The sequence below is a fragment of the Amycolatopsis alkalitolerans genome (assembly GCF_006152065.1).
Classification (GTDB): Bacteria; Actinomycetota; Actinomycetes; order Mycobacteriales; family Pseudonocardiaceae; genus Amycolatopsis_E; species Amycolatopsis_E alkalitolerans.
Genome location: NZ_VDFW01000056.1, coordinates 1 through 18,543, shown reverse-complemented (window position 1 = coordinate 18,543; position 18,543 = coordinate 1). Strand labels below are relative to the sequence as shown.

General features: G+C 67.4%; 16 protein-coding genes. 2 read left to right on the top strand and 14 right to left on the bottom strand.

The genetic code is table 11. The features are described 5' to 3' along the window. Positions 1–92: 92 nt before the first annotated feature. Positions 93–839: a ribulose-phosphate 3-epimerase gene (rpe, locus tag FG385_RS33080; protein WP_139100755.1), complete on the top strand. Its 747-nt coding sequence runs from the start codon at positions 93–95 to the stop codon at positions 837–839. On the opposite strand, the gene FG385_RS33075 is transcribed toward rpe, so the two are convergent. Then, a complete protein-coding gene (locus tag FG385_RS33075; RefSeq protein ID WP_235022940.1) occupies positions 760–2,130 on the bottom strand; it encodes a DNA-binding protein in 1,371 nt (456 codons plus the stop codon). The genes rpe and FG385_RS33075 overlap by 80 nt on opposite strands. A gap of 507 nt (positions 2,131–2,637) precedes the next feature. Between FG385_RS33075 and FG385_RS33070 the strand changes: the two genes are divergently transcribed. Next, positions 2,638–4,032 carry a DNA-binding protein gene (locus tag FG385_RS33070; RefSeq protein WP_139100752.1) on the top strand — a complete coding sequence of 465 codons (1,395 nt, stop codon included), beginning with the start codon at positions 2,638–2,640 and terminating at the stop codon, positions 4,030–4,032. Positions 4,033–4,060: 28 nt separating this feature from the next. Here the strand turns inward: FG385_RS33070 and FG385_RS33065 are convergent, their stop codons facing one another. The 13 genes from FG385_RS33065 to pqqB form a co-directional block, all read right to left on the bottom strand. After that, a complete protein-coding gene (locus tag FG385_RS33065) occupies positions 4,061–4,267 on the bottom strand; it encodes a recombination activating protein 1 (protein WP_139100751.1) in 207 nt (68 codons plus the stop codon). Between the two features lie 110 nt (positions 4,268–4,377). Continuing rightward, the gene (locus FG385_RS33060; protein WP_139100750.1) at positions 4,378–6,057 is read right to left on the bottom strand and encodes a PQQ-dependent dehydrogenase, methanol/ethanol family; all 1,680 of its coding nucleotides are present in this window, start codon (positions 6,055–6,057) and stop codon (positions 4,378–4,380) included. Between the two features lie 16 nt (positions 6,058–6,073). Then, positions 6,074–6,529 carry an MSMEG_3727 family PQQ-associated protein gene (locus FG385_RS33055; RefSeq protein ID WP_139100749.1) on the bottom strand — a complete coding sequence of 152 codons (456 nt, stop codon included), beginning with the start codon at positions 6,527–6,529 and terminating at the stop codon, positions 6,074–6,076. Positions 6,530–6,878: 349 nt separating this feature from the next. After that, positions 6,879–9,116: a catalase/peroxidase HPI gene (katG, locus tag FG385_RS33050; protein WP_139100748.1), complete on the bottom strand. Its 2,238-nt coding sequence runs from the start codon at positions 9,114–9,116 to the stop codon at positions 6,879–6,881. 45 nt (positions 9,117–9,161) lie between these two features. After that, entirely contained in the window at positions 9,162–9,728 is a 567-nt protein-coding gene (locus tag FG385_RS33045) for a manganese efflux pump (RefSeq protein ID WP_160148952.1), read from the bottom strand. Positions 9,729–10,302: 574 nt separating this feature from the next. After that, positions 10,303–11,364, bottom strand: a complete 1,062-nt coding sequence (locus FG385_RS33040) for an HAD-IIA family hydrolase (protein WP_139100746.1) — start codon at positions 11,362–11,364, stop codon at positions 10,303–10,305. Between the two features lie 34 nt (positions 11,365–11,398). Next, on the bottom strand, positions 11,399–12,355 hold the full coding sequence (locus tag FG385_RS33035) for a fructose-bisphosphatase class II family protein (RefSeq protein ID WP_139100745.1): 957 nt from the start codon (positions 12,353–12,355) through the stop codon (positions 11,399–11,401). Between the two features lie 90 nt (positions 12,356–12,445). Continuing rightward, positions 12,446–13,423 (bottom strand): class I fructose-bisphosphate aldolase, encoded by a 978-nt coding sequence (locus FG385_RS33030; RefSeq protein WP_139100744.1) that lies wholly within the window; start codon positions 13,421–13,423, stop codon positions 12,446–12,448. Between the two features lie 238 nt (positions 13,424–13,661). Beyond that, on the bottom strand, positions 13,662–14,666 hold the full coding sequence (locus FG385_RS33025) for a LysR substrate-binding domain-containing protein (RefSeq protein ID WP_235022938.1): 1,005 nt from the start codon (positions 14,664–14,666) through the stop codon (positions 13,662–13,664). A 380-nt stretch (positions 14,667–15,046) separates the two neighbouring features. Further along, the gene (gene pqqE, locus FG385_RS33020; protein ID WP_139100743.1) at positions 15,047–16,168 is read right to left on the bottom strand and encodes a pyrroloquinoline quinone biosynthesis protein PqqE; all 1,122 of its coding nucleotides are present in this window, start codon (positions 16,166–16,168) and stop codon (positions 15,047–15,049) included. Next, entirely contained in the window at positions 16,165–16,440 is a 276-nt protein-coding gene (pqqD, locus tag FG385_RS33015) for a pyrroloquinoline quinone biosynthesis peptide chaperone PqqD (RefSeq protein ID WP_139100742.1), read from the bottom strand. The genes pqqE and pqqD overlap by 4 nt, the downstream gene beginning before the upstream one ends. After that, on the bottom strand, positions 16,440–17,135 hold the full coding sequence (gene pqqC / locus FG385_RS33010) for a pyrroloquinoline-quinone synthase PqqC (RefSeq protein ID WP_139100741.1): 696 nt from the start codon (positions 17,133–17,135) through the stop codon (positions 16,440–16,442). The genes pqqD and pqqC overlap by 1 nt, the downstream gene beginning before the upstream one ends. Continuing rightward, on the bottom strand, positions 17,132–18,034 hold the full coding sequence (gene pqqB, locus FG385_RS33005; RefSeq protein WP_139100740.1) for a pyrroloquinoline quinone biosynthesis protein PqqB: 903 nt from the start codon (positions 18,032–18,034) through the stop codon (positions 17,132–17,134). The genes pqqC and pqqB overlap by 4 nt, the downstream gene beginning before the upstream one ends. Positions 18,035–18,543: the final 509 nt, after the last annotated feature.

Sequence of the window (18,543 nt, the reverse complement as noted above, 5' to 3'; positions counted from 1 at the left end):
CACATGCAAAACCACAATCCCCCAATACCCACAACCAATAACCACCCACCACCCCCAACCCCACTACCGTCGAAACCGTGCCGAAACAGCCATTGATCGCGCCGTCCATCCTCTCCGCCGACTTCGCCCGGCTCGCCGACGAAGTGGCTGCGGTGAACGGGCCGCCCGGCCGCGGCGCCGATTGGCTGCACGTGGATGTCATGGACGCGCATTTCGTGCCGAACCTGACCCTCGGCCTGCCGGTCGTGAAGTCGCTGCTGGCGACCACCGACCTACCGCTGGATTGCCATCTGATGATCGAGAACCCGGATCGCTGGGCGATCGGTTACGCGGAGGCGGGCGCCTACAACGTGACGGTGCACGTCGAGGCGGCCGGTGATCCCGTCGAACTCGCCAAGAGCCTGCGGGCCGCCGGCGCGAAGGCCGGCCTGGCGATCAAGCCGAACACGCCGCTGGAGCCGTACGTCGACGTGCTGAAGCACTACGACACGCTGCTGGTGATGTCCGTGGAGCCCGGTTTCGGCGGCCAGAAGTTCATCGCCGAGGTTCTCGGCAAGGTGCGCACGGCGCGAACGATGGTCGACACCGGCCACCTCAACCTGGTGGTGGAGATCGACGGCGGCATCAACGCGGACACGATCGAACAGGCGGCAGAGGCAGGCGTCGACTGCTTCGTGGCCGGTTCCGCCGTCTACGCCGCCACGGATCCGGCAAGTGCGGTGGAGGGGTTACGCAGGCAGGTCACCCGGGACCGGGCGTTCACACACCGAGCAGTCGCCGAAGCTCCGGGGCGTGCCGCCGCGAAACGGGAACGAGGTCGTGGGAACGGGAATCCATGATCAGGAACAGCTCGCCCTTGATACCCCGCTCCAGTTCCGCCACCCGGCGCAGGTTGACCAGAAAACGCCGGTGCACACGCCGGAACCCGGACGAAATCAGCAACCGCTCGACGTTTTCCAGGCCGCGGGTCGCGGCTTGGACCCGCCCCCGGTCCGTGATCAACCAGACGGTGTTCCGGTCGGCCTCGGCATAGCGGATTTCCGATGGCGCAAGCAGAACCAGCCGGTCGTTGCGCGTTCCGATGACGCGCCGGGGGATGAGACCGACGTCCGCTTCCATGCCCCTGTCGTAGGGTTCACCGTCCTGCACCCCGATCACGCACAGCATGCCGACCACGTGGCCCGAGTCGACGACGGGCCGCATCGTCAACGGAGTGGCTTCCTCTCCCGGGGACACCGGCAGGCACGCGAATCCGCTCCACTGCGCGGTTCCCCGCGCCCTGTCCTTGGCCCACCGCACCACGTCGGGCAGCCCGGAAATGTCCGGGACCCAGCGTTCCGCCGGTTCGATCGCACCGGCGAGAAGGGGGGTCTCGCCGGTCAGCCCGAGCAACGTGACCGCCTCTCCGTTCGCGGCGATCACCTTGCCGCCACGGTCCATCGCCATGACCGGACCACTGCTCTGGGCGCACTTCCTGGTGAACTCGGAGATCACTTTGTCGGCCTCGTAGACGGCGCGCCGGTAAATCTCCTGTTCGACGCACGCGACCGCTTTCGTCAGCCATACCGGCACGAATTCGGACAGCGACGCGTTCCATCGCGAGACGTTGATGGACGCGACCGGCGAACCGGTCACCACGTCGCGGATCGAAATGCCCGCGCAGGACCACTGATGGAAGGCCTCACACCAGTGCTCCGGCCCGGTCACGGTCACCGGACCGGACAGCTCGAGCGCGGTTCCCATCCCGTTCGTGCCGGTGTTCGCCTCCGACCACGACGACCACGGCGCGAGATTGTGCAGTTCGGCCCGCCGCTGCGCGGCGGGGTCACCCCAGGCCCCGAGGACGCGCCCATCCCCGTCCGTGACGGTGACGACCGCGCCATCGCGTTCCACTTGCTGGCCGGCCAGCGCACCGAGACCGCCGAGCACCGTGAAGATCACGCCGTTGTCGTTCTGCTGAGCGTCGTCGCCCCGCGCACCCGGTGCGACGTCCAGCGTCCGGTCCACTTCGTACCGATCTCGACATCGGTACCACGAGGCCAGGATTTCCGGACGGACGCCCGTCTCTATGTCCTCGCCCGCGGCGAAGCTCTCCCATGCGCGAGATACCGCTCGCGTCGATGTGGTCACCAGAGAGGCATCCGCTGCCTCTCTTCCGCCGGGCCGGGTCGGCGCAATCGTCAGCGGCGGCACTGTCCCGGTCATCACGACCTCCTCGTCGCCTGGCGCACCGGAGTTGCTGAGACCACCCCGGCGGTGACAGAAGTTACAAAGTAACGTACCGCCGCGCGATATTTCAAGCCGTGCCGACGTCATTCCTGCACCTCAGCGGTGGTATGACCTGATCAGCTTCTCGCCAGCGGGAACGTGCAATCCGGTCAAAAAAACCGGGGCTGCGGGCGAACGCCGGCCGACCGCTGAAGGGTGGATGGCGACCGGCAATCGTCGTTTCACCGCCGTTCGTTGGCCGTTCGCGCACGGTCATCCCAGCCGGCTTGCCCTTGCGCTGACAACCCGCTTAGCTTGGGTCGGCGGCCAAGCGGCCCGGTCCGATACTTCAGGCAGCACACGAGCGGCCGTCGGAACCCGGCGCCGGCGTGCCGTTCGGGGTTGGCAACAGACCAAAGGCGGTCTTCTATGGCACACGCACGCGGGCTCGACCCGACCTCCGGCAGCCGTAGCGGGGCAACGGTGTACGGGGCGTGGGAGCGGTTCGTGCGGGGAGAGGACGACCTCCGCGGCGTGCGACCTGAGATCGCGATTTCCTGGCACCGGTGCCGCGACCAGTACCGGGTCGACCCCCAGCTCACCGAAGCCCCGGTGGCGGTCGCCGAGGTCGACCATGCGCTGGAGCACGATGCGGTGATCGCCGAACTCGGTTTCCGTGCCGCCTCGCTGGCACGCGAACTCAGCACCACCGGAGGCATCGTGACCATCACCGACGCCTCCGGCCGGGTCCTGGCCCAATGGGGAGACCAGGCCACGCGCACGGTCGCTGCTTCGGCCAACCTGGCGCCGTGGTTCTGCTGGTCCGAGGGCGCCACCGGGACGAACGGCATGGGTACCGCGCTGATGTCCTACACCCCCGTACTGATCCGCGGTGCCGAGCACTGGTGCCAGGGCTTCCACGACTGGACCTGCGCCGGAGTGGCGGTACGGGACGTGGTGACCAGGCAACCGGTCGCGGTACTCAACATCTCGTCCTGGCGCGGCGACCTTCCCGCGGCCACGGGACCGTGGCTCAGCAACGCGGCCGCGATGACACAGCGCATCCTGCGCCGGCGCGCCCGGGATGACGGCGCCGAGCTGATGGCCGCCTTCAACCACGCCAGGCCCCGCTCGAGCGTGGCACTCGCGGCCGTGGATCCGGCGGGCCGGGTGGTGCTCGCCGACGACACGGCGGGCGTGCTCCTCGGCATCCCCGGCTCCACGCCGGCACCCGATCCCGCCGTGCGGTGGAAACCGGAGCTGCCGGAATTCATTCAAGCCGCCGTATATGCCGCCAAGCAGGCGACGCGCAATCCCGGCTGGCTCGGCTCGACCCAGATCTTCACCCGGCTCGCCAACGAACCGACGGCGATCAGCTTCCGGCCGGTGTTCCTGTCCGGGCACCTGGTCGGCAACCTGGTCTCCTTCGGCGTGTCCGAAGGGGATCCGTTGCCCAGGCCGGGTGGGGACAGTCCACTTCGGGCTCAGCCGCACCGGATGGTCGCGACGCGCGACAACCGGATGGTGCTGTTGCGGCTCCCGGAAGTCTCCTTCGCACAGTCGGACGGCAACGATGTGTGGCTGTCCACCGACCAAGGACGGTTGCGATCCGCCTCGCCGGGCCTCGACAAGCTCGAAACCGAGCTGGGCGATTCCGGTTTCCTGCGGGTGCACCGCCAGTACGTGGTGAACCTCAGCCGGATCCGGGAGGTCGAGCGCCGGTACAAGGGCGAGTTGTTCCTGGTCATGGATGACCAGGCGAAAACCATGGTGCCCGTTTCCCGGCGCAACACTCCGGCGGTGCGCCGGGCGCTGGAGCTCTGACCCGATCTCCGGCGGGCCCACCTTTTGTTCAGCCTCGATACCGGTGTACCTCGCACACGCAGTACATGAGACGGCAGCTGAAGCAGGCGGGCTTGTCGACGCAGGTGATGCAGGGTCCACAGTGCACCGGCTTGGTGTGCCGCGCGACGTCGCCAGGCTCATAGACCTCCCCGCAGTAGAGACACCGCGGCCGCTCGAGTCCCTTGTCCTGCTGGGGTACCGAAGATTCGCTCATCACATCACCTTGAGTTTTCCGTTGTAATCCCAAAAGATCCGCCCGGTGTTCGCGTCGTCGGGGCGACTCGAACACCGGGCGGATCTGGCGTCAGTGGTACCGCTCCCCGGTCACAGGGAGAACGTGATCACCGCGGCACCGTGACCCTGACCGGACATGCCGGGGATGATGCCTTCGAGCCAGCCACCCCAGCCGACCGGCACCGTGATGTACTGCTTGCCATTCACGGTGTAGGTGCTCGGGCTGCTGTGGTGACCGCTACCGCACTGGAAACTCCAGAGCTTCTCCCCGGTCTCCGCGTGGAGCGCCATGAACTCGCCCGCGGGCGTGCCCGCGAACACCACGTTCCCCGCGGTGCTGAGCGTCGACGCGGCCATCGGGAAATCGAGCCGGTAGCGCCACTTCTCCTCACCGTGGGAGTCGAACGCGCTGACCGAGCCTGCCATGTTGTCGACGTCCACCTCGACGGCGGCACCCCAGTAGGGCATGCCTTCCTTGAACTCGCGACGGCGCCGGGTGGCCGTGGCACCCACGTCGGCGACCGGAACGTAGAACAGGTCGTGCTCCGGGTTGTACGACGCGTGCGTCCATTCCTTCGCGCCGGCCGGGCCGGGGAAGAAGTGGCAGGGCTCGCCTTCCTTGTCCGGGTACTTCCGCGGGGTCACCTTGCCGTCGCGGGTGATGACACCCCAGTCGATCCGGTCGACGAACGGCGTGACGTGCTGCAGCCGGCCGTTGGTGCGGTCCAGCACGAACATGTACCCGTTCTTGTCGAAGTGGGCCAGCAGCTTCTTGCCGTCCCGCTCGAACAGGGTCATCTCCATTGTGGAGTCGTAGTCCCACAGGTCGTGCGGGGTGAACTGGTAGTGCCACTTGATCTCGCCGGTGTCGACGTCCAGCGCGACCACGCTGTCGGTGTAGAGGTTGTCCCCCTCCCGGACCTCGCCGTCGAAGTCGGGAGCCGGGTTCCCGGTGCCCGCGTAGTAGAGGTTCAGCTCCGGGTCGAAGGTTCCGGTGACCCAGTGGTTCGCGCCGCCGCGCTGCCAGGCCTCGCCGTCCGCGGGCCAGGTCTCCGCACCCGGCTCACCCGGCTTGGGGACGGTGTAGGTGCGCCAGCGCTGCTCGCCGGTCTCCAGGTCCCAGCAGTCGATGTGACCGCGGACGCCGTACTCGCCACCGGCGGAACCGGTGATGAGCGTGTCCTTGACGACCAGCGGAGCGATCGAAGCGCTCTCGCCCGCGCGCACGTCACCGATGGTCTTCTGCCAGATCTTCTGGCCGTTGGTGGCATCGATCGCCACCAGCTGGGCGTTCTGGGTCACCATGTAGACCTTGCCGTTGGCCACCGCACAGCCGCGGTTGACGTTGGCACAGCACAGCGTCACGTCGAAGGGCACCGCGTGCTTGTAGCGCCACAGCTGCTCGCCGGTCGTCGCGTCGAGCGCCCACAGCCAGCCGTCCCAGCCCGTGACGAACATGACGCCGTCGACGACCAGGGGGCAGGCCTCGAACGCGTAGGTCGAGGTGGAGGCGATCAGACCGGTCGAGCTCGCCTGGTGGATCCAGGCGACCTTCAGGTTCTTGACGTTGTCGGCGTTGATCTGGTCGAGCAGGCTGTACCGCTGGCCGTCGTAGGCGCCGTAGTACGTCATCCAGTTCTGCGATTCGTTGCGGGACTGGAGGATGCGCTCGTAGTTGATGCCGCGCGTCACGTCCGGAGCGCTGTGCGGCATGTTCGAAAGCTGGCTGTGGTTGAACGCCTTGCCGGCGTCGACGTATTCGACCGTCATCGTGGTTCCTACCTTTCTACGGCCGCGGCTGCGCGGGTCGGTCGAGCTTGGCCTCCGGCGGTACTTCGCCGGACACGACGATGGCGCCGGTCAGGCCCCGGCCCTCGTCGTTACCGGCCGGCGAGCCGTACCAGTAGCAGCCGGGACCGTCCAGTTCGAGCGTCGCGCTGCCCTTCGAGTGGTTCAGCAGACCGATGAACTGCCGGTCGCCGTTGCTGGGCAGCAGGCAGGCGTGGGTGTTCTTGTCGTCATTGATGATCGTCAGCTCGACCTTGCCGCCGTGCGGCAGCATCAGGATCGACGGCTCCCACGCCATCGCGTCCTCCGGGATCCGGATGGTCGCTTCCATCGTCCCATCGGCACGCTCGGTCGCCTTGCCGATTGAACCGGTCCCCAGCACGGCACCGATGGTTGCCCTGTTCTGCCCGCCGAGTTCGGCCAGGAGATCCTCTCGTTCCTGGGCAATCGTCACCGGACTTCACCTCCTCGTCAGCAAAAATGAATTCTGACAGATTTTGCGGAACATATTCTCAAGCGCCACGCGACAGCCGAACCGGACGTTGCGGGAACAATTATCACCGCTGATTACGTTTCACCGCGGCGCCTGTAACGAGTTTGGACTCTACACCCGGACAAGCCATTCCGATATCCGTCGCCACTGACCGGCCCGACGCCGCCGTTCTCCCGCCAGGAGATACCGTTCGTGCGATTCCGTGCCGGGCGGGCAATGCGCGTCGCGCGCCGGACGTTTGGCGCGGAACCCAATCCACACAACAAAAACCGCGTCGCTCGCGCCACGTGGTCACCACCGCAGACCGGAATCAGCGCAGGTCGAAACGGTCGAGTTCCATGACCTTCACCCACGCGGAGACGAAGTCCCGGACGAACTTCCCGCCCGCGTCGTCACTGGCGTAGACCTCCGACAGCGCCCTCAGTTCGGAGTTCGAACCGAATAGGAGGTCGACCCGGCTCGCGGTCCACTTCACCTCGCCGGTGCCGCGGTCGCGGCCCTCGTAGCTCGCCGTCCAGATATCGCCATCCCGTCTCGGCGCCCACACGGTCCCCATGTCCAGCAGGTTGACGAAGAAGTCGTTCGTCAGCGACCCGGGCGCCGATGTCAACACGCCCACCGGCGAACGTCCGTGGTTAGCGCCGAGCACGCGCAGCCCGCCGATCAGCACGGTCATCTCGGGCGCGCTCAAGGTCAGCAGGCCCGCCCGGTCGACCAGGAGATGCTCCGGCGGCATCGAGAAGCCGTCGCCCAGGTAGTTCCGGAAGCCGTCCGCGGTGGGCCGCAATGCGCCGAACGACTCGACGTCGGTCCATTCCTGGGTCGCGTCGGTACGTCCGGGCCGGAAGGGAACGTCCACCTCGTGGCCACCGGCCGCGGCGGCCTGTTCCACCGCGGCACACCCGCCGAGCACGATCAAGTCGGCCAGCGAGATCCGCTTGCCGCCCTGCTGGGAGGCGTTGAATCGCTCCTGGATCGCCTCCAGCGCGGGCAGGACGGCACGCAGCCGCTCGGGCTCGTTGACCGGCCAGTCGCACTGCGGTTCGAGCCGGATCCGCGCCCCGTTCGCCCCACCTCGCTTGTCGCTGTCGCGGTAGGTCGAAGCCGACGCCCACGCCGTGGCGACGAGCTGCGCGACCGTCAGGCCCGAGCCGAGGATCTCGCGCTTGAGTGCCGCGACGTCACCGGCGTCGACGAGTTCGTGGTCCAGCTCCGGCACCGGGTCCTGCCAGATGAGCCGTTCGGCCGGAACCAGTGGCCCCAGGTAGCGCGGGACCGGGCCCATGTCGATATGCGTCAGCTTGAACCAGGCCCGCGCGAACGCGTCCTCGAACCGGTCCGGGTGCGCCAGGAACCGTCGCGAGATCGGCTCGTAGCCAGGGTCCTCCTGCAACGACAGGTCGGTGGTGAGCATGACCGGATGGTGTTTCGTGTCCGGGTCGAAGGGGTCCGGTATGGTGCCCTCGCCCTGGCCGTCGCCCGGGATCCACTGCCACAGGCCCGCCGGGCTGAGCTCGACGTCCCATTCGTACTCGAACAGCGTCTCGAAGAACGTGTGATCCCACTCGACGGGCGTGCGCGTCCACATGCCTTCCAGCCCGCTGGTGACCGTGTCCGTCGCGTTGCCGCTGCCGTACCCGCCGAGCCAGCCAAGGCCCTGCGCGGTAAGCGGCGCCGCCTCGGGCTCGGGGCCGCCGGTCACATTCGGATCCGCCGGGCCGTGCGTCTTGCCGAAGGTGTGCCCACCCGCGATGAGCGCCACCGTCTCCTCGTCGTTCATGCCCATCCGCTTGAAGGTTTCCCGGATCTCGCGGGCGGCGAGCACCGGATCGGGATTGGTGGCCGGGCCCTGCGGATCGACGTAGATCAGCCCCATCTCGGTGGCCGCCAACGGCTCGTCGAGCTCACGCAGGCCACGGTGGCGTTCGTCCGCCAGCCACTTGCGTTCCGAACCCCAGTACGTCTCGTCGGGCTCCCACACGTCGGCCCGCCCGCCGCCGAACCCGAAAGTCTTGAAGCCCATCGACTCCAGCGCCCGGTTGCCCGCGAAGACCATCAGGTCCGCCCAGGAGATCCTGCGCCCGTACTTCTTCTTCACCGGCCACAGCAACCGGCGGGCCTTGTCCAGGTTCCGGTTGTCCGGCCAGCTGTTCAGCGGGGCGAACCGTTGCATTCCGGTGCCGGCGCCGCCCCGGCCGTCGCGCACGCGGTAGGTACCCGCGCCGTGCCAGGCCATGCGCAGCACCAGGGGACCGTAGTGACCGAAGTCGGCGGGCCACCAGTCCTGCGAGGTCGTCAGCACCTCGTCGATATCACGCGCCAGTTCGCCGAGATCCAGCGTCGCGAACTGCTCCGCGTAATCGAAGTCCGCGCCCAGCGGGTTGCCTGCGGGCTGATTCCGGCGCAATGCCGTCAAGTCGACCCGGCGCGGCCACCAATCGCTGGCATCGCCGCCCGCCGCCGGATGATTCCGCCGCCGAGCCGTCCGCGTCCCGCTCAGGACCTTGTCATAGGTGCGGTAAACGTGGGTGTCGGGATTCTCCGGCATTGGTGTCCTCCCAGGTGCTGCCGATCCTGAGCTTACCGTGGCGCATCAGCCGTACGAAAGCGGAAGGGTGACCCCGAATGCCATCAAAATCGCCATTACGGTGAAGCAGGCACCTACCAGCAGGTCAGTATTGATCTTCGGGATCCGGTCGACGAAACGAGCCACGGTACGGCCGATCTGGTGCCCGGCGATCGACATCACGAAGGTCGCGCACGCGAAGAGAACAGGCGCGAGCCAGGGGCTGTACCCGGCGACGCCGAGCGCCGCGCCAGCGGCGATGTTGTCGGCGCTCAACGGGATCGGCAACCCCCACCTCGCCCATTTCAGGTCCGGATCCGCGCGCTCGGGCGAGATCACCGCGCGGACGACGAGGAACAGGCCGTACGCGCCCAACCCGATCATGACGATCGTCTCGGTGGTGTCGTCATCGACCAGGTTGCCCAGCGCATCTCCGAGGAGCAGTCCGAGCAGCGGCGCGAGACCGTCCCACAATCCGAAGATGGCGGAGGTCTTGACCGACTGGGGAAACGTCGGCTTGAGCCCACCCAGCACGAGCGAACTGCGGAAGTTGTCGAGACTCAGCACGAATCCGAGACCGAGCAGGGCAAGCATCAAGCCCTCCATTCCGTGGAGTAGACGAACGGCTCAGCGACACCGGGCTTCCGCGAGTGACGCAAGGCCCCGGCGTGATCCCGTTTCGGATCCGGGGGCCTTGCGCCATCGCGGACGTAGTCGTGCCGCAGATTGCCGCCGCCCGACGCGACTACGCCAAATCAAGCGGCACGAGGCCCGGCTGTCAGCCCCGGTAGAAGTAGCCGGTCGCCTCGGCGCACACCTCGATGACGGTATATTCCGGAGTTTCCCACTTCATATTTCCTCCTCGCTGTTGGCTGCACCCACAACTGGGCGGAAACGGACGTCAGTGATCCGCACAATTTCGAGGACAGCGTCATGAAATTCGATCGTCAGGAAAGAGCATCATCGATTTAACCTGGCTGTCGCAACCAGCCGTACACCAGTGGTTGGTAACCGGTGCCGAACGGCGTCCCGCGGCCCATGAGTGGGGAGGACACGTTCACCGGCGGCGAGCAGCGCATCAACCGGCCCGCGGGCATAGCTCAGGGCACGCTCCGCGTACGGGAGGGTCAACGTTACGATCCGCGGCCCGAGGACGTCAATGGGCGGCCTATCGCGTGCCTGGCGCCGGCTGGACGAGCCCCAATCGCCGTTCGATGCGTCCCCACGGCCCGACCTCGCCGGAGACCGTACGGCCGGCGTCGAGAGCGGCCCACACCGTCGTGACAACGGACTGCAGCAGCTTGCCGTTTTCGCCGGCGCCCGGCATACGGGGTACGGCATCCGGCCCGAGCTCGAGAAGGCAGTCCGGCGAGGTGGTGTGCACCGGCAGTGCGGGCGAGAGCAGTCCGCTCAGGTCCGTGGCCACATATGTCGGACGCGCAGGGCGCTCGGCGAATGCCAAGTCCTGAAGGCTGGAGGCCCCGCTCAGGACGAAGAGCGAGTCGAGGCCGGCGGAGTTGGCTCCGGCGATGTCGGTGTCCAGCCGGTCCCCGCACACGAGCGTGTCCCGGCGATCGGTACCGAGCCGGGAACGTGCCAGCTCGAACAAGGCTGCCCGCGGCTTGCCGACGACGTGCGGTAGCGCGCGGGTCGCCGTCTGCACCAGGGCGACCAGCGCACCGTTGCCGGGCGCTCGCCCGTAAGGCGTCGGCAGCGTCAGGTCGACGTTCGTGGCCACCCAGGTGGCTCCGGCTTCGGCGAGGTAGCCGACCGTCGCGAGTTCGGTCCAGGTGACGTCGGACCCCAGGCCCTGAACGACCGCCTCGACGGTCGTGCCGCCCAGATCGGCGGCGCGGACCGGGGTCAGCCCGGCTTCCGAGAGTGCCCGCGCGACGCCCGGTCCGCCCACCGCGCACACCCGCGTTCCCGGCGCCAATCGCTGCGCGAGATAGGCCGCGGCCGCCTGCGAACTGTTGACCACCGACCAGCCGTGCGGTGCGACGCCCAGCTTGTGGAGGTGGTCGCCCACGTGCTCGGGCGAACGGGAGGCATTGTTCGTCGCGAACACGACCGGCACACCGGACGCCGTCACCCGGTTCAAGGTCTCCACCGCTCGCGGCACCGCCGACGCGCCGCGGTAGACCACACCGTCGAGATCGCAGATCAGCCCGCGGTAGCGCGTGACGAGGGATTCGGCACGGGCGGACTTCGCCGTGATCTCACCGGTCATGCGAATCGCTGCTCCTCGTGAGGTGCCGTTTTCGTCAACCTCGCGCCGGGTGTGCGGATTTGACGATCCGCACCGTTTCCGGCTTTGCGCACAGCACCATCGAGTGGGTGGTGGTCCGCCCCTCGTGGTACAGCACCCCGCGCAGCAGCTCGCTGTCGGTCACCCCGGTGGCGCAGAACAGCACGCTCTCTCCGCGTACCAGGTCATCGGCGTGGAGGATTTCGCGGGAGTCACGGCCGGTTTCGGACCGCAGCCGGGCCTGGAATGCCCCGCCGAGACAGGCCAGGCCGGCCGCGGCGATGACCCCCTCCGCCGCGTCCCCGGTGCCCAGCAGCATGTCCACCGGGCTGTCCGGACGCGCCGCGGCGATCGCGCCCGCGACGTCGCCTCCCTCGATCAAGTGGACCCGTGCGCCGGCGTCGCGGATTTCGCGCACGAGCTCCCGATGCCGGGGCCGGTTGAGGACGGCGACCACGACGTCCGCCGTTCGACCGTCCTTGACCTTGGCCACCGCACGCAGGTTCTCCGCCACCGGGCGGTCGAGGTCGACGAAGCCGACGTAATCGGGACCGACGGCAAGCTTCTCCATGACCCGGGCCGGCGGCTCGAACATCGCACCACTCTCGGCCACCGCGACCGCCGCAAGCGCGCTGGGCACGTCCCTGGCCGGCGAAAGGGCGCCGTCTCCTACGCTGATCGCGATGTCGCACGCCGGCCCGTCGCCGTCGCCGATGTCCGCGCCGTGGCACAGAACAGCCGGATCTCGCCGCGGGTCCTCACCGACCACCACCATCCCGCGCATCGACACCGACCTGAGGGTTCCGTGCATCGCATCGACGGCCGCGACCTTGCCCCTGCCCTCGTCGCCGCGTCCGACCCACCTGGCCGCGGCGATCGCGGCGGCCTCGGTGACCCGCACGAGTTCGAGGGCGAGCGTGTGATCAGGGCTCCCGCTCGTCGGGACCGGGATACCCGATTCCTGAGTTTTCATCGACCTCAATCCTCTCGAACGACACAGGGCACAAACGCACTTCATGGACGACCGGACCGGCAACCCACCTTGCCGATCCGGTCGAGCGTTTCAGCGGGCGGAGGCGTTCGCGACGGCCCGCTCGGAGAGCACCTGCTGCGCGGCCACCCACTTGTCGGTGTCACCCCGCCAGGTCTCGAGCGCCGGCCCGACCAGCGCCCGGCCGAACGAGTAGGTGAGTTCCCACGGCAGCGGATCGAGGTTCTGCATGGCCGCGAGATGCATCGTCGCCGTTTCCGGATCTTGGCCGCCGGAAAGGAAAGCAATGCCCGGCACGGACGCCGGGACCGTCTTCCGCAGCGTATCGACCGTGGCCCTGGCGACATCGGTCACCGAAGGCTGCTCCGGGCAGCCCGCCCCGGCGACCACCATGTTGGGCTTCAGGACGATCCCGTCGAGCTGCACCTGCATCAGGTCGAGCTCTTCGAACAACGATGCCAGCACGGAGGTCGTCACCTGCTGGCATTGGGCCAGCGAGTGGGTCCCGTCCATCAGCACCTCGGGCTCGACGATGGGTACCACGCCACCTTCCTGGCAGAGGCCGGCGTAGCGCGCCAGCGCGTGGACGTTCGCCCGCACCGCGCGCTCCGACGGCAGCTTGTCCCCGATCGTGATCACCGCGCGCCACTTGGCGAACGTCGCGCCGAGTCGCGCGTACTCCGCCACTCGTTCACGCAGGCCGTCGAGGCCTTCGGCGATCTTCTCGTCCGGGGCTCCCGCCAGCGGCTTCGCTCCGGTGTCGACCTTGATTCCGGCGAGAATGCCGAGATCGGCGAGATACTCCGGGAACGTGCGTCCATCGGACAGCTTCTGCCGGAAGGTCTCGTCCGCGAGAATGATCCCGCTGATCGACGCCGACAGCCGGGGAGTCGTGACGATCAGTTCCCGGTACACCCGCCGGCTTTCCGCGGTCGGCTCGACCCCCACCTTCTCCAGCCGGGACGACATCGTCCCGATGCTCTCATCGGCGGCGAGAATTCCGCGCCGATTCGAGACCATCATGCGCGCAGTCTTGTTCAGGGCTGACATCTGTTCTTGATCCTCCTGTTTCGACAATCAGCTAGTGTCGGGTGATCCTGTCCGGTTTACGTTGCCGTGTTTGCCCGCAGCGTCGGTGAGTTTGCCCGCTGCGGCGCCGAGTTGGCTGGTCCGGTTGCTGAGTTTGCTCTCGGCGAGGGCGGTCGGCCAACTCGGTGACGCTAGGGGCCAACTCAGTGCCCTGGCAAGCAAACACACCCGCGCGTAACAACAACAAGATCACGACACACTAGGCGGTTTTTGCGGTTTCCTCCGCCATGAGCCGAGGACCGGCAAGCCTGGTTCCGCGGTCACCGACCGGCATCGGGCTGACCTTCGACGCGGCGATCTCCACCAGTTCACGCGCATACTCCGGAAGACCACGCTCGCTCCAGGCCGCGTAAATCGGTTTCGCCGGCATTTCCTGGTCGACGGCGACCAGATGCAGCCGGCCCTCCGCGAGTTCGGACCGCACGGTGGACACATTCAGCACGGTCACCCGCCGGCTGGTCGCGACGGCCTGCTTGATCGCGGCGTTGGAGGGAAATTCGACATAACCGCGCGGGGCGCGCGCGGCGCCCAGTAGCTCATCCGTGAACTCCCGGAGCCCGGAACCGCGCTCGCGCAGCACAAGCTGAGCAGACGCGAGTTCCGCCACCGTCAAGGGGCCCGATCGCTTGGCCCACGGGTGCTTCGAACCGACCACCACGGCCAGCTTGTCATCGCAGATGTACTGGGTGACCACGTCATCGCGAAACAGCTTCTGCCCGTGGCCACCGGCCTGACACCAGCCATCGATGAACGCGAGATCGACCTGGCTCGCCCGGATCAGCTGGCGAAGCGTGTCGACGCTGCCGGTCCGCACCTCCACCCGCGCTTCACCGAACGAGAACCCCGAACGGTTCAGCCATTCCGGGAGCAGATGCTCGGAGACGGCCGGGCTGGCCGCGACCCGCAGACGTTTCGCTTCCGAGGCGCGAAAACCGGATCCGAATTCCAGCAGTTCCCGCGCCGCATGCATCACGTTACGGGCGTACCTGGCCAGCAGTTCCCCTTCCTCGGTGAGCTTCGAACCGGTGGGAGAACGCTCCAGCAACCGAAGGCCGAGGCGACGTTCCATCGCGCTGATCCGGATGCTCGCGGCCGGCTGTGACAGGCTGTGCGCTTGCGCGGCCTTTCCCACGCTGCCGAAGCTTTCGACCGACAGCAGCAAATCGAGGTCGGCGAGCTGAGGCATCTTTGACGGTAGGACCACGATTTCACCTCTCACTCCGGACAACGTCGTGCTGTGCGCTGCGGGCAGGATGCTCGGCGTGGCAACGCGATGCATTCCAATTCCCGAGTCGGCGGTTGTCGGCGACACCAGCGACTCACGGTGTGCGATGAGCGTGCACCGAGGCTGGTCGCGCGGTCAATCCGTGGAACACGAACGTACTCCGGGCGGGCATGAACGGCGTGAACCTCGTCACCTGTGGGCGTCCGGGAAATCAGGACGAGGCAGAGAAGGTCCGACGGCCGAGAGCTTACTCCTTTTGTCACGACCACGGCACCGTTCGTCCTCAATTACCCGGCACTCGTTCGACCCGCATTGCCACAATTACCAGGCGCCGATGACAGTTCTCACTATCCGCTTCGTCAGCGCTCGCCCGGTGCGGGCCGGCGGCGGTAAACCAGCTTCTCGCGAAGCACTTCACCGTCTTCGGCGACATCCGCCTCGTTGGCGCGGACGAGCGCGTCCTGCACCAGGTGGTGATCGGGCGAATGCACGCACACGGGATCGGTGCGGGCCGCATCGCCGGTCAGCGCGAAGGCCTGGCAACGACATCCGCCGAAATCCAGCTCCTTGCGAGGGCAGCTGTGGCACGGGTCCGGCATCCACTCCGTGCCCCGGAAGGCTTCGAACGCGGTGGAGGACGACCAGATCCATTCGAGGTCGTGGTCACGCACCGAGGAGAACTCCATCGTCGTGATTTCCGCGGCCACCGGACACGGATAGACCACGCCGTCCGGCGCGACGGTCAGCGCGGTCCGTGCCCAGCCACCCATGCACGGTTTCGGATAGGGCTCGTAGTAGTCCGGGAGGATCCAGAGGATCTCCATCCTCTCCCCCAGCTCGGCCTTCCGCCGTTCGTAAACGCCCACCGCCTCGTCGAGCTGGGCCTTGCTCGGCATCAGCAGATCGCGGTTCCGCAGTGCCCAGCCGTAGTACTGCGTGTTCGCGAGCTCGAGGCGCTCGGCGCCCCACGCCACGCAGACGTCGATGATCGCGTCCAGCCGGGCCAGGTTCACCCGATGCAGGACCACGTTCATGTTCAACGGCAGCCCGGCTTCGCGGATGATGCGCGCGGCCGCTTCCTTCCGGTCGAACCGCTTGCTCGCCGCGACCAGGTTCGTCGACTCGGCGGCGTCGCCCTGAATGCTCAGCTGGGCGCTGTTGAGTCCCGCCGAAACCAGAGCGTTCGCGCGACTTTCCGTGAGCCCGAGACCGCTGGTGATCAGGTTCGTGTACAGGCCGAGACGACGGCACTCGGCGACCAGCGTCTCCAGATCGTGGCGAACGAGCGGTTCACCACCGGAGAAGTGCACCTGCACGACGCCGAGCCCAGCCGCCTCGCGGATGACGCGCAGCCATTCGCCGGTGCCGAGTTCGTCCTGCCGATCGATCAGTGCCAGCGGATTCGAGCAATAGACGCAATGCAGCGGGCATTGGTGCGTGACTTCGGCCAGCAGGCCGAACGGCCGCGGAAGACCGTTCATGTGACGACCACCCAACCCCGTCCGCGCGCATCCTTGAGGAACGTCAGGACGTCGTTCCCGAGGTCGACCGCCTCGAAGTCCTGCTCGAGCTGGGCGATCACCTGCCGAACGGTCCGGCTGCCGTCACACAGGCCCAAGATCGCCGCCCCGGACTTGTTCAGCAGCACGACCCGCTCCGGCAGCAGCAACAACTCCACGTCCCGGACACTGTCGTGTTTGAGCATCGCTTTGGTCGCCAATCGGGGTACGGCCGCCAAGTCGGATTCGTCCATCACGAGCTCTTGCCGTACGCGTGTTCCACGGCGTCCAGCAGGCTCCACAGGACGTCGCATTTGAACTCGAGCGCGCGGGCGCACGCGTCCTGCTGCTCGCGGGACGTCGCGTGCTCGAGTACCAGTTCGAGGAGATGCGCGATGTCTTCGGGCTGCTGGGTGAGCCGCGCCCGGAAGTACTCCAAGCCCTCCGTGGCGATCCACGGGTAATGCTGCTGGACGTCGGTGATCCGCCGGCTGAGCAGATCCGGCGCGAACAGTTCCGTCAGCGCCGACGCCACGGCCTCCAGCCACGGCTTCTCGCGGCAGAAGTCGACGTAGGCGTCGACGGCGAACCGCACGCCGGGCAGCACCGTGGTGGTGTCGAACAGTTCTTCGCGGGTCAGGCCGACCGCTTCGCCGAGGCGGACCCACTTTTCGAGGCCGCCTTCGTCACCCGTTCGCCCGTCGTGATCGATGATGCGCTTGATCCACCGGCGCCGGTCCTCCCGGCCGGGGAGCTTGGTCAGGACGAACGCGTCCTTCCTGGGCAGGTTCATCTGGTAGTAGAAGCGATTCCGCACCCAGCCCCGGAACTCCACCTCGGAAAGCTTGCCCGCGTGCATCCGTTCGTTGAACGGATGCAGATGGTGGTACCGCTTCTCTCCGATCGACCGCAGTCGCGCCTCGAATTCCGCCGCGGACCAAGCGCTCATACTTCCACCTCCAGGCCGGCTCGACCGATCTCGATGCCCAGGTCCGTAACCCAGCGCCGTTCCGTGGACTCTTCGTCGAGAATCGGGTTCGTGTTGTTGATGTGTGTGTAGATCTTCCGCTTCGCCGGCAGCGCGGCCAGCGCGCGAGCCGAACCGTCCTCGCCACTGACCGGCAGGTGCCCCATCGAGCGTCCGGTGCGGTTTCCCGCGCCCCGGCGGGACATTTCGTCGTCCGTCCAGAAAGTACCGTCCACGAAGACGCAATCAGCCGACGCCACCTGTGCGGCGAACTTCTCGTCCCACCGGGGCAGCGTCGGCGCGTACACCGCGGTCGCGCCGGTCACCTTGTCCTCCAACCGGAAACCCACCTCCCATTCCGACGAGGGTCCGCGAAGCTGCGAACTCCCGACGTAGCGAGGTGCCTTGGATCCGGTCAGGAAGGGGGTCGCGCGCAACCGGTCGTCCAACTCCAGCGGCGTGCCGATGTCCACCTGGGACCAGGTGAAGTCCGCGTAGTCGCGCACCAGATCGCGGACCGGGAACCACAGGGTCAGCGCCTCCAGCACGGGGTAGGTCCCGTACACCGTCAGCGACGAACCCTCCCGCAGCATCAGCAGGCCGATCGTGTGGTCGAACTCGGCGTCCGTCAGCAACACGCCGGCGACCGGCGACGTCCTGATCCCCGGCCCCGGATGGAGTGCGGGATCCGCCGCGATCTGATGATGGACGTCCGGGGTCGCGTTCAGCAGGAACCACTTCTCGCCGTCTCCGGAAACCGCGATGCCCGCATGGGACGTGGCGGCTTCCGGCTTGGCGCGAGCCTTGCGGCACCCGGCGCAGGCACAATTCCACTGCGGATAGCCGCCGCCTGCCGCCGCTCCGAGACAATGAATGAACACAGCGCGAAATCAATCCCTCAACACCGGCCGGGATGGCCGCCGACCTGAGCCCCGGCCTCGAATACCGCACAATCGGGTGTTTCCCACCGCATGGCGCCCTCCCGCATATCCGAAGGCCGTACCACAATGGGCATCGTTGCCCGTTGCGCGTCGGGCCAGGGCGGTTATCGGATATCGTTGCCCTGAACCCGGCTGACCTTCCCACAGCTTCTTCGCGCACGCCCGGCCTGGCAACCGATCCCCGACGACCGGGGCCGAATCACGGACGAACGGCGGCCGCGCCGTCACGAGCGGATCGCTGTCCCGGCGGCCGCCAAGATCGCGGCGAGCCACCGCCAGGCAGGGCCCTGAACTGCGCTTACGCGTCAGGGGCGACAACGTCGGGCGGCGTGAGGTCAGGCAGCGGCGCCAGCCGGCTCGCCGCCGCGCCCCGGTTTCGACGGTAGTGGGGTTGGGGGTGGTGGGTGGTTATTGGTTGTGGGTATTGGGGGATTGTGGTTTTGCATGTG